10 protein-coding genes are annotated in these 11724 nt (G+C 66.3%); 2 read left to right on the top strand and 8 right to left on the bottom strand.

What is annotated here, in order from left to right; genetic code table 11:
• The first annotated feature begins 518 nt into the window (after window positions 1–518).
• Together CSAL_RS01275 and CSAL_RS01270 are read left to right on the top strand one after the other, a co-directional pair.
• Window positions 519–1889 (top strand): maltoporin, encoded by a 1371-nt coding sequence (locus CSAL_RS01275; protein WP_011505564.1) that lies wholly within the window; start codon window positions 519–521, stop codon window positions 1887–1889.
• Window positions 1890–1998: 109 nt separating this feature from the next.
• Window positions 1999–2913, top strand: coding sequence for a MalM family protein (locus CSAL_RS01270; RefSeq protein ID WP_011505563.1), 915 nt, complete (start codon window positions 1999–2001; stop codon window positions 2911–2913).
• A 36-nt stretch (window positions 2914–2949) separates the two neighbouring features.
• Here the strand turns inward: CSAL_RS01270 and CSAL_RS01265 are convergent, their stop codons facing one another.
• From CSAL_RS01265 to glnL, 8 genes are all read right to left on the bottom strand, one after another.
• On the bottom strand, window positions 2950–4287 hold the full coding sequence (locus CSAL_RS01265; RefSeq protein WP_011505562.1) for a deoxyguanosinetriphosphate triphosphohydrolase: 1338 nt from the start codon (window positions 4285–4287) through the stop codon (window positions 2950–2952).
• A gap of 111 nt (window positions 4288–4398) precedes the next feature.
• Entirely contained in the window at window positions 4399–5262 is an 864-nt protein-coding gene (locus tag CSAL_RS01260; RefSeq protein ID WP_011505561.1) for an oxaloacetate decarboxylase, read from the bottom strand.
• A 213-nt stretch (window positions 5263–5475) separates the two neighbouring features.
• Window positions 5476–6309, bottom strand: coding sequence for a phosphonate ABC transporter, permease protein PhnE (phnE, locus tag CSAL_RS01255; RefSeq protein WP_011505560.1), 834 nt, complete (start codon window positions 6307–6309; stop codon window positions 5476–5478).
• On the bottom strand, window positions 6306–7118 hold the full coding sequence (gene phnE, locus CSAL_RS01250; protein ID WP_011505559.1) for a phosphonate ABC transporter, permease protein PhnE: 813 nt from the start codon (window positions 7116–7118) through the stop codon (window positions 6306–6308). The genes phnE (CSAL_RS01255) and phnE (CSAL_RS01250) overlap by 4 nt, the downstream gene beginning before the upstream one ends.
• Complete coding sequence (phnC, locus tag CSAL_RS01245) at window positions 7115–7933, bottom strand: phosphonate ABC transporter ATP-binding protein (protein ID WP_011505558.1); 819 nt, start codon at window positions 7931–7933, stop codon at window positions 7115–7117. Before phnC ends, phnE (CSAL_RS01250) begins: the two co-directional genes overlap by 4 nt.
• Window positions 7934–8010: 77 nt before the next feature.
• A complete protein-coding gene (gene phnD, locus CSAL_RS01240) occupies window positions 8011–8985 on the bottom strand; it encodes a phosphate/phosphite/phosphonate ABC transporter substrate-binding protein (RefSeq protein ID WP_011505557.1) in 975 nt (324 codons plus the stop codon).
• Between the two features lie 132 nt (window positions 8986–9117).
• Window positions 9118–10527: a nitrogen regulation protein NR(I) gene (ntrC, locus tag CSAL_RS01235; RefSeq protein WP_011505556.1), complete on the bottom strand. Its 1410-nt coding sequence runs from the start codon at window positions 10525–10527 to the stop codon at window positions 9118–9120.
• A 15-nt stretch (window positions 10528–10542) separates the two neighbouring features.
• Complete coding sequence (glnL, locus tag CSAL_RS01230; protein WP_050934482.1) at window positions 10543–11616, bottom strand: nitrogen regulation protein NR(II); 1074 nt, start codon at window positions 11614–11616, stop codon at window positions 10543–10545.
• Between the last annotated feature and the right edge of the window lie 108 nt (window positions 11617–11724).

The following is an 11724-nucleotide window of genomic DNA, read 5'->3' as shown; positions in this document are numbered from 1 at the left end:
ACAAATATCGTTGAAAGTCGCCGTTATTCGGCTAAAGAGCACTGGATGGAGGCAACTAAATTCAGAGATTAAACTTTAGTGGTGTTTATACCATGGTCAAAATGAAAACTTACAACATCCTGCTAATAATGTCGTACATGGCAGACGCCACGCAGTCATCGCGTTTCGAGAACCACGGTATTCGAGAACAACAACAAGGGAACTCACATGCCAGCGCTCGACGGTTTCTGGTTCGACACGCTCCAGGCGTGGGCCAATGAGCCTTCGCCCATCATCCGGCCCCCGGGCGGCGGGCAGTCCGTCCCCACGCCGCGTCCCGATGTAACGCCGCGTGGCAAGGCGCCACGCATCCTGTTCACCGCCCCCAAGGGAGGAATTGCCGCACACCGCATGCCGGTGGCGAGCACGCCTGCCCGTGCCTTCGCCGCCCCCCTAGCGCCAAGCCGCGCTGCTCGCGTTGCGCTGACGCGAGTCACCAAGACCCACGACACGACCCATAACACAACAAGGGAAACTTCATGAGCACTTCACGCCAGTTCATGCGCCGGCCGCTACTCGCGACCCTGGTCGGCGCTTCCTGTCTCATGCCGGCGCTGGCCCATGCCGACATCAACCCCAACTTCTTCGGCTACGCGCGCTCGGGGATCGGCTCGACCGCCGGCGGCGGCAGCCAGACGTGCTTCAAGGCGGCCGGAGCACCGGCCAAGTACCGTCTGGGCAACGAGTGCGAAACCTACGCCGAGCTCGGCCTGGGCGCCAACCTGTTCGACCAGCGCGGCACGAGTTTCGACTTCGCCAGCCGCGTCGCCTATGTCACCTCGCAGGCCAACGACGACGAATCGCTCAAGGACGACGACAACAACATCGCCCTGCGCGAAATGTATGTCACCGGCACCAACGCCATCGGCGGCCTGCCGAACGGCTCCACGCTGTGGGCCGGCAAGCGCTTCTACAAGCGCCACGATATCCACATGAACGACTTCTACTACTGGGACGTCTCGGGCCCGGGCGTGGGGATCTCCGACATCGACATGGGCATCGGCAACCTCAGCCTCGCCTGGGTGAGAAGCACCGGTTCTGACGGCGACAACCTGCCCGACGAAGACCAGCGCCTCTCCGATGACACCATCGACCTGCGCCTGACGGACATTGCCACCAACCCCGGCGGCTCGCTGCAACTCGGCGTCGACTACGGCCGTGCCTCGCTGGCCGAGTGGCAGGAGGAGTATTACGACGACAACGGCATCGATTACGACGAAGGCGACAAGGGCTGGATGGGCACCATCGAGCATACCCAGTCGAACTGGTTCGGCGGTTCCAACACCGTGGCCCTGCAATACGCCACCGACGGCATCATCACCCGCGACGGCAACGCCGTAGGTCGCTCCACCGGTAGCCTGGGCCAGGAAGGCGACATGTGGCGCGTGCTCGACCACGGCCATGTCTGGCTGGTGCCCGACAAGCTCGACCTGCTCTACACCGCCATCTATGAAGACAAGAACATGGATGACAATACAGGCCGCAAGTGGTTCTCCGCGGGCGTGCGTCCGGTGTATTACTGGAACGACATCATGAGCACGGCAGTGGAACTCGGTTACGACCACATCGAGCCGCAAAGCAATGTCAGCAGCTACGACGGCGACGACCATCACGTCACCAAACTGACCATCGCCCAGCAGTGGTCAGCCGGGCGCGGCGCCATGATCCGCCCCACCATCCGCTTGTTCGCCACCTATGCCAAGTGGAACGGCGATGCCTATGGGGAGCGTGTCAACGGCTATCGTCAAGCCAATGCGCTGGACACTGGCGCGGGCCCCAACAACGTCGATTTCAACGACACCGACGGCCTGACCTTCGGCGCACAGATGGAGGTCTGGTGGGGCAGTTGATCGTACGGCGGGCGCCCCGGCGTCCGTCGACACCGTAGTGAGCTGTTTCGATCCTTCGGGCCCCGCCGCGTGAGCGTCGGGGCCGCTTTTGCCTTCGGGAGTTCATCGCATGCCGTTACGCCATTTCGCCGTCCTGCTCTCGGGACTGGCGCTCACCAGCCTGGCGGGTTGCGCCTCGCTGTCACCGCAGAACGCCGCGCCGGCCCCCGCCGAGCACGGTCAGCAAGCGCTCGCCCAGGCCGAGGATTGCTGCGCGTCTCTCGCCGCGCTGCCCTTTCAGGCTCTGGACGCGGACCAAACACAACGATTGAAGCTGGATACCAGCGCCCCCGCGCACCGTTTCGAGGACGGCAAGAGCTTCTTCCAGGCCTTCGCGCTCCCTCGCGACGCCGGCCCGCTGTCGTTCGAGCTGACCAGCACCATCGTCGACGGGCAGGTCTTCGCCCCCACGGTGCTCGTGCTCGACGAGGCATTCCAGCCCTCGCAGCGCATCGCCAGCGACAAGTTCCGCTACCGGGGGCCCAGCGGCTTCGCTCCCGCGCGCCTCGCTGCCGCCTTCGACCTCACTCCCGGCCCCGAGGCCGCCTATCTCGTGGTCTACAGCAACGACGCCGCCCGCCAGGGGAGCACGCGTTACGAAAGCGCGGAGAAAGTCTATGCCCGCGTGCGCGGTCTCGCACCGCCCCCGGGACCGGACCCCGTGGCCGAGCATACCGCCACCGGCAACGTCACCCTGGCCAGCGAGCCGCATGACGGCGGCGGTGGCGGCCTGCTGACGCCGATCCTCGGGGATCGCGCGACGACGCCCACCCCCGAGCCACGCACCCGCGCGACGACGGACGCCTCGTCGACCGCCGTGGAACGCACGCGCGACAGGGATTTCGATTACCGCCGGATGATCGACGCCGCCCTCAAGGCCGGCGACATCGAGCTGGCCATGCAGTTGGCCGAGCGTGCCGAACGCGAAGGCCAGCACGGCACTCGCGCCTGGCTCGCCGAGCGCCTGCGCGCCGTCTCGCCGTAAGCATCGCGGCCGTCCCGGCGCGGCGGATGGGAACGCTCATTCGCCGCGCAGGCGGCCGCCCATCTCCTGGGCCAGATCGACGGCGTAGTGGTCGGTCATGCCGCCGATGAAATCGAGCATGCGCCGGTAGCTGGCATACAGCGACCAGGACGACTTGGGCGTGTTCTCGCCGATCAACGCCAGCACTCGCTGATGCTTGAAGGATGACTGGCCGCTGTAGTGCAACTCATGGGCGGCACCGATGAAGGCTTCGAGCAGGATTCCCAGGGTCGTGTAGGCGCCGATCTCCAGCTTGGCCTTGCGCTCGTTCTGGAAGATGCGCTCGCGGGCGATGCGCTTGGCCGTGCCCACGCCCCAGCCCAGGTCGGGGTGGCAGAGCTCGAGCAGATCCTCGCTCAGCGTACCGCCGAGCAGCGCGCTTTCATGCGCCACGAACACCGCAGCGACATCGTTCACCGCGCGCTCCATGGCCGCCCCGCGCAACGTCGCGATGCGTCGGCGCTGCGATACGCCCCGCGCGCGCATGCCGTCGTAGCCCTCGGGCGCGCCCCCGGCGATCTGGATCAGGATCTCCGCCACTTCGTCGAAGCGCAGGATGCCCATTTCCAGGCCATCCTCGAGATCCAGCAGCGCATAGCAGATATCGTCGGCGGCCTCGACGAGATAGGCCAGCGGGTGCCGGCACCAGGCGGTCTCGCCGCGCGGCAACAGTCCCAGGCGCTCGGCGACCTCGCCCAGCAGCTCGCGTTCCGATTGATAACAGCCGAACTTGCCGGCCCGCGAGGCGCGCTCCACGGTCCACGGATACTTGAGCATCGTGCCCAGCGTGGCGGCGGTCAGACGCATGCCGCCGTTGAACTGGTTGTACTCGATCTGGGTGACGATGCGGAACCCCTGGGCGTTGCCCTCGTAGGTCAGCAGGTCCTCGCGCTCGGCCGGCGCCAGATCGGCCAACAGCCCACTGCCATCCGCCTCGGCACGCTTGAACCAGTCGCGGATCGCGTACTCCCCGGCGTGCCCGAAAGGCGGATTGCCGATATCGTGCCCCAGGCAAGCCGCCTGCACGATCACCCCCAGGTCGGCCGGCGTGATCCAGGCCGGCAACCGCTCGCGCAGCTGTTCGCCGACGATCATGCCCAGCGAACGTCCCACGCAGCCCACTTCCAGCGAATGCGTCAGGCGCGTGTGGATATGGTCGTTGTCGGTCAGCGGGTGGACCTGTGTCTTGCGTCCCAGGCGCCGGAACGAGCCGGCGAAGACGATGCGGTCGTGATCCTTGTGGAACGGACTGCGACCGATCTCCTCGCGCGAACCTCCGTGCTTGTCGTTGAGGCGGGTCGGGTCGAGTAGACGCTCCCACTGCATGGCACTCATCGCATTCTCCGGGTATCGGGTGGTCAACGGCCGCGAGCGGCAGGCGGCGACAGCTTGAACCACCCATGGGCGTGGCCAGCCATTCCCTGCTCGTGGCTCGTCAGCGTAACGCTACTCCTTGACGTCCATATAGTCGCGCGCCCATTCGCGGTATTCGTCGAGCGTCGAGTAGCGTGTCGCCAATTGCGAGGCGTTCAGTTCGCTGGCCGCGATGTCACGCTGCTCGCGCAGGCAATCGTAGGTCGCCTTGATGGCGGCGAAGTAGGCCGCATGGCCATTGACCACGACCCGCACTCCCAGCGCGGCCAGACGCGCGCGGTCGCGCAGCTCGGGATTGCCGTAGGTGACCAGCATCAGCGGAATGTCCAGCGGCGCGGCCAGGCGCTCGAGGTGGTCGAAATCGCGCACGCCCACCAGGCAGATGGCATCGACACCCGCCGCCTGATAGGCGCAGACGCGCTCGACGGCGGCCTCGTCGTCGAGCTGACCGGCATTGGTACGCGCGATGATCGCCATCGCCGGGTCGATGCGCGCCTCCAGGGCCGCGCGCATCTTGCCCACGCCTTCATCGAGGGGGATCAGGTCGGTGGACTTATGCCCATACTGCGCCGGCAGCAGGGTGTCCTCGATGGTCAGCGCCGCCACACCGGCACGCTCGAGCTCGGTAATGGTCCGCATGACATTGAGCGCGTTGCCATAGCCGTGGTCGGCATCGGCGATCACCGGCAGGCGCGTCACTCGACCGATGCGGGTCGCCTGCTCGACGAACTCGCTCAAGGTGATCAGGGCGAAATCGGGAGCCGCCAGCACCTGAAGCGAGGCCACCGAGCCCCCCAGAATCCCCACTTCGAAGCCCAGATCGGCGGCGATGCGCGCCGACATCGGGTCGAACACCGAGGCGGTGAAGTAACACTCAGAGGACGCCAGCAAGGCGCGAAAGTCATTGCGCAGATCATGTTGCGAGGGGGTTGCCACTAAAAACTCCTGTTATCACGCAAGCACCGCGCGCCTGGCTGGCAAGCGGCGGCACCCGGGTTGGACATGGCCAGACTGGCTGGCGGTGAACGACGACGCCTCCCGCTGACGATTACCTGTCAGAACGCGACGGGAGGACTCGATTAGACCTTAGGGGGAGAAGGATATTACGCCGCCTGCCAAGATGCACGGGGCTTGGCGACGGCGCGAGGATCACATGATGGCTTGGCGCACCCGCGCCGAGACCCACTCACTGACGAGTACCGTGGCCAGGATGACGAGCAGGATCGTCGCCACCTGCGGCCAGGCCAGCACGTTGATCGATGCCTGCAGCTTGAGACCGATGCCGCCCGCGCCGACCAGGCCGAGGATCGTGCTTTCCCGGATGTTGATGTCCCAGCGGAACAGCGCGATCGCCCAGAATGCCGGCATCACCTGGGGCACGATGGCATAGTCGAGGCGTTGCGCGGCGCTTGCGCCGGTGGCGCTGATCGCCTCGACCTGACGTGCATCGGTCTCCTCGATGGCTTCGTAGAGCAGCTTGCCGACGAAGCCGATCGAGCGCAGGGCGATCGCCACCACGCCGGCGAGCAACCCCGGCCCGAGCACGGCGACCAGCAGCAATGCCCAGATCAGGGAGTTGATCGAGCGCGAGGTGACGATCACCCATAACGCCACCGGTCGCACCCACAGCCGCGAAGGCGTGGTATTGCGCGCGGCGAGGAATGCCACCGGCACCGCCATGATCACCCCGCCCACGGTGCCCAGGGTCGCGATGTTGAGCGTATCCCAGAGTGGCGCCAGCAGCTCGGGCAGATACGTCAGGCTCGGCGGCCACATGCGGCTGCCGAGATCGGCGGCCTGACGTGGCGCATCGGCGACGAACACCCACATCGTGTCGGCATTCATTACCCGCCAGCAGTAGACGAACAGTGCCACCAGGGCCAGCCAGCCGAACCACAGGGCCAGCCGCGCCCGGGGCGTGCGAAAGGTCCAGGCGTCGGCATGACTGGCCGGCGCCCCGGCGTTCGCGGAAGTCGACTTCATTGCAGGAACCTTCTCAGGTAGCTAGACCCGTATTCCGCCACCATCACGATGGCGATGACGATCAGCAGGATGGCGCCGGCACTCCCGTATTCGTAACGGTCGATGGCGGTATTGAGGGTGGCGCCGATGCCCCCTGCGCCGACGATGCCGATCACCGCGCTTTCGCGGAAGTTGATGTCCAGCCGGTAGAGCGACAAACCGATCAGGCGCGGCATCACCTGGGGTTGAATGGCGTAGTGCAGCACCTGCCACCACCCCGCACCGGTGGCGCGAATGGCTTCCACCTGACGGGGGTCGGCCTCTTCGATGTCGTCGGCCAGCAGCTTGGCAATGAAGCCGATCGAGGCGAACGACAGCGTCGCGAACCCCGCCAGCGGACCGAAGCCGAACATTGCCACCAGGAAGATCGCCACGATGATTTCCTGCAGCGAGCGGCTGACGGCGATGATCGCCCGGCAGCACCGATATATCCACGCGGATACCAGGTTACGCGCGGCACCGATGCCGATGGGCACCGAGATCGCCACCCCGACCACGGTGGCGGTGAGCGTCATGGTCAGGCTCTCGATGAGTCCCTGGCGGATATCGCTCCAGCGGCTGGTGAAATCGGGTTGCAGAAATCCGTGGGCGAAGCGTTGCGCGCGTGACAGTCCTTCCATCACCCGCGCCCACTCGACGTCGAAGGACCCCAGCGCCAGGACCAGGTAGGCCAGCACCGACGCCTGCACGAGCCACCGCCAGCGACGGTCATGCAGCATTCGCGCCGGTCGCCGCCAGTGCGTGGGATAGGCGGGTGTCGCCTCGTTCATCGCCCCACCTCCGCCAGGTGCCGTTCGGTGTCCTCGGGCTCCCGTTCCGGAGCGGGCTCGCGGCCCGACGACGCCCAGTCCTCGGCGCCGTAGATAGTGGCGAGCACCGTCTCGTCGAGGGCCACCGGCGCCCCGTCGAAGACCACTTCTCCCGCATGCAGCCCCACCAGGCGATGCATGAACTGCTGGGCCAGCGGTACGTCGTGAATGTTGACGATGGCCGGCAAATCGCGCTCTTCGCAGACCTCGAGAATCAAGCGCATGATCTGACGGCTGGTCTTGGGGTCGAGGCTGGCGGTGGGCTCATCGACCAGCAACAGTGCCGGCTCCTGAGCCAGGGCCCGGGCGATGCCCACGCGTTGGCGCTGACCGCCCGACAAGGCATCGGCACGCTTGTCGGCGTGCGCGAGCAGGCCCACGCGGTCGAGCAGACGGTAGGCGTTTTCGATATCGCGCCCCGGAAAGCGCCGTGTGAAGCTGCGCCAGAACGGCACGTATCCCAGGCGCCCCGAGAGGACGTTTTCCATCACGGTAAGTCGCTCGACCAGCGCGTATTCCTGGAAGATCATGCCGATCCGGCGCCGCTGCCGACGCAGCTCGGCACGGCCTACCGCGGCGAGGTCGACGTCGCCGAGCAGGATACGCCCGCCGCTGGGTGCCACCAGGCGGTTGATGCAGCGAATGAGCGTCGACTTGCCGGCACCGGAGGGACCGATCAGTCCCACCACCTGACCGCGCGGCACCGCCAGCGAGACCTCTCGCAACGCCGTGTCGCCGGTGGCATATGTCTTGGTGAGTCGTTGTAGTTCCAGCACATCCATCTCCCTGCCAAAACGGGCCGAGCGTCGCGTGGCAACGCCCGGCCCACCCGTCGCGCGCGATTAGTCGGCGCTTACGAGCACTGGTAGTCGACGCCGTTGGCAGCGTCGATCTGGCGGATCACCGACCAGTGTTTCTTGAAGGTGATGGGAATGAACTGCGACTCGCCGTTCTTGCCGAATTCCTCGGCCAGCGCGGAGCCCTCCCAGTCGAAGCCGAAGAAGGCTTCCTTGATCGCTTCCTGCAGCTCGGGCGCGAGGTCGTGGGCCACCCCGTACGCCGTGGTCGGGAAGGTATCCGACTGGTAGATGACCTCGATCTGATCCGCGTCGATCACGTCGCGCTCGAGCATGCGCGCCTTGACCGAGTTGGCGATGGTGGCGACTTCATAGTCGTGATTGGCCACGCCCAGGATCGAATTGTCGTGCTTGCCGGAGAAGTCGACCTCGTAATCCTCGCCGGAGGTCATGCCGAATTCCGAGGCCATCAGCGCGGTGGGCGCCTTGTAGCCGGAATTGGACGTCTCCGAGGTATGGGTCAGGGTCTTGCCCTTGATGTCCTCGACCTCGTCGATGCCCGAACCGGGGTAGGTGATGATCTCCATCTCGTAGCCGAAGGAGCCATCCTCGGCGGCCATCATCGCGAAGGGCCGAAAGCCCGCGCAGGCCACCGCCAGCGGGTTGGAACCGGTGTTGAAACCGGCCACGTGCAGGCGGCCGGCGCGCATCGCCTCGATCTGCGCGGCATTGGACTGCACGGGGAAGAAGCGCACTTTCTTGCCGGTGACCTCCTCCATGTGATCCAGGAAGCCGGACCACACGTCCGCGTAGACGGCAGGATCTTCCACCGGGGTATAGGCGAAGACCAGCGTGTCCGGATCGCGCCACTGGGATTCGTCTTCCGGCACGTCGGCGACGAGGTCGCCATCGGCATCGGTGTAGCGTTCACTGAGCTGGAAATCGGCCTGGGCGGTGGACACCCCGGCGACCAGGGCAGCGAAGGCAAGCCCCAGGGCGGGGCGGGTCAGAGGAAGCGTCTGCGAGAACATGCGTTGTCACCTGGTTGCGAACGAATGAGCGATGCCCATTGTTCGGTCCAGCGAATGACAATGCCGCGTCCGTTCGATGACGTTCCCGTGACGTCGGCATGACCGCGCCTCGACGCCCCGCGCCGTCGTGGGTCATTCGTCGGCCAGCGCCGGCAGCAGCACCTTGAGCTTACGCGTCAGTGTATTGCGCCCCCAGCCCAGCAGCTCGGCGGCTTCGCCCTTGCGCCCGCCGGTGTGCTTGAGCGCCGTCTCGATGAGGATGCGCTCGAAATCCGGCACCGCCTCCTCGAGCAGGTGCGTATGCCCGGCGGCCAGGGCGCGATCGGCCCACTCGCGGAAGGCGCCGCGCCAGTCGCCGCCGGCGCTTTCGGTGCCTTCGACATCGCGCAGCTCCGGCGGCAGGTCCTCGATCAACACCTCGCGCCCCGAGGCCATCACCGTCAGCCAGCGGCAGGTATTCTCGAGCTGGCGCACGTTGCCCGGCCATGGCAGGCGGGTGAGATGCTGCTCGGCCTCTTGGGTCAGCACCTTGGGTTCGGTGGCAAGCTCCTTGGCGGCCTCGGCGAGGAAGTGCTGGGCCAGACGCGGAATGTCCTCGCGGCGCTCTGCCAGACGCGGCAGGTGCACGCGGATCACGTTGAGGCGGTGGAACAGGTCCTCGCGGAAACGGCCGTCCTCGACCAGCCGCTCCAGATGCTGGTGGGTCGCGGCGATGATGCGAACATCGACCTTGACCGGCGTATGCCCCCCGACCCGGTAGAACTCTCCGTCGGCCAGCACCCGCAGCAGGCGGGTCTGGGTCTCGGCGGGCATGTCGCCGATCTCGTCGAGGAACAGCGTGCCGCCATCGGCCTGTTCGAAACGCCCGCGCCGCTGCGAGGTCGCCCCGGTGAAGGCGCCCTTTTCATGACCGAACAGTTCCGATTCCATCAGGTCCTTGGGAATCGCCGCCATGTTGAGCGCGATGAACGGCGCGGCGTGTCGCGGGCTGTGCTGGTGCAGCGCCTGGGCGACGCGCTCCTTGCCGGTCCCCGACTCGCCGTTGATCATCACCGTGATGTGGGATTGCGAGAGCCGGCCGATGGCACGGAAGACCTCCTGCATCGCCGGGGCTTCACCGATGATCTCTGCCGACAGTCCTTCGGGCACCGCCGCCGGCGTGCGCCGCTCGCGGGCATGCGCCACGCCGCGCCGCACCAGCGCCAGCGCCTCGTCGACGTCGAACGGCTTGGGCAGGTACTCGAAGGCACCGCCCTGATACGAGGCCACCGCGCTGTCGAGATCGGAGTGGGCGGTCATCACGATCACCGGCAGATCCGGATACTTTTCACGGATGCGCGCCATCAGGTCCAGCCCGTCCAGCCCCGGCATGCGGATATCGGTCAACAGGACATCCGGTGGCTGTCGCAGGATGCGCTCCAGGGCACTATCGGCACGCTCGAAGCTCTCGACCTCGAGGTCCGGCTGAGCCAGCGCGCGCTCCAGCACCCAGCGAATGGCGCGATCGTCGTCGACGATCATGATGCGTGCGACGTCAGTCATGGGGCCTCCCAAGCCTCAATGATGGCTCTCAAGCGGAATCAACAAGCGGAATTCGGTACACCCGGGCACCGAGTCGCACTCGATCAACCCCTGGTGCTGATGCAGGATCGACTGGGCGATGGACAGCCCCAGGCCACTGCCCTCGGCACGCCCCGACACCATCGGATAGAACAGCGTCTCGCGCAGCGTCTCGGGAATGCCGGGGCCGTTGTCGAGAATGCCCAGCTCGCAGACCAGCCGGTGGCGCTCGGCGCCCAGCGTGAACTGGCGTCGCGCCCGCGTGCGCAGAATCAGCCGGGGCGTCTCGACGCCGTGTTCCTCCATGGCCTGCACGGCGTTGCGGGCGACGTTGAGCACCGCCTGAATCAGCTGCGCTTCGTCACCTTCCAGATCCGGCAGGCTGGGGTCGTAATCGCGCACGTAGTCGATGCGCGGATGTTCGGCCTCCAGCAGGGTACGCACCCGCTCGAGCACCTTGTGAATGTTGAGCGGCTCGTGACGACTCATGCTGTTGGGCCCCAGCATGCGATCCACCAGATCGCGCAGCCGATCGGCCTCTTCGACGATGACCCGGGTGAACTCGGCGAGCTGCGGATCGGGCAGGTCTCGCTCGAGCAACTGCGCCGCACCGCGAATGCCGCCCAGCGGGTTCTTCACCTCGTGCGCCAGCCCCCGGGTGAGCACCTTGATGGTCTCCTGGCGCGCGATCAGCGCCTCCTCGCGGGAAATGCGCAACAGCCGGTCGCGCGGCTCGATCTCGATCAGCAGTTCATCGGCGGACAACGGCGTGACGGTGAAGTCCACCGTGGCCGTATCCCCCGACGGCAATACCAGCGTCGCCTCGCGCTGCGTGAAGGGATGCAGCTCGTCGCGCGCCTTGATCAACACCGCCTCGACACTGCCCTCGACGCCCGCCAGGCTCTCCAGACACTGGCCGACGACCCGCACCCGGCTGGTCGCCAGCAGCGACTCGGCCGCGGGGTTCATCCAACGCAGCCGCAGCTCGCCGTCGAGCAGTACCACGGCGGTCGTCAAATGTTCGAGCAGGCGCTGCTGTTCGAGAAACTGCTGCTGGGAAGGTTCCGGCATGGCCCGTCCATTATCCATCGTCATGTCCGTTAACAGTGCAAGAAGCGCGCCAGTCCTGATCGGCCCGGCATACGGCAGTGCAGCCGACACGGGATGACGCCACCATGC

Origin of the sequence: Chromohalobacter israelensis DSM 3043, assembly GCF_000055785.1 — a bacterium.
Taxonomy (GTDB): domain Bacteria; phylum Pseudomonadota; class Gammaproteobacteria; order Pseudomonadales; family Halomonadaceae; genus Chromohalobacter; species Chromohalobacter israelensis.
Note: the sequence above shows the minus strand (reverse complement) of the source record. Positions and strands in the feature narration are given on the sequence as shown.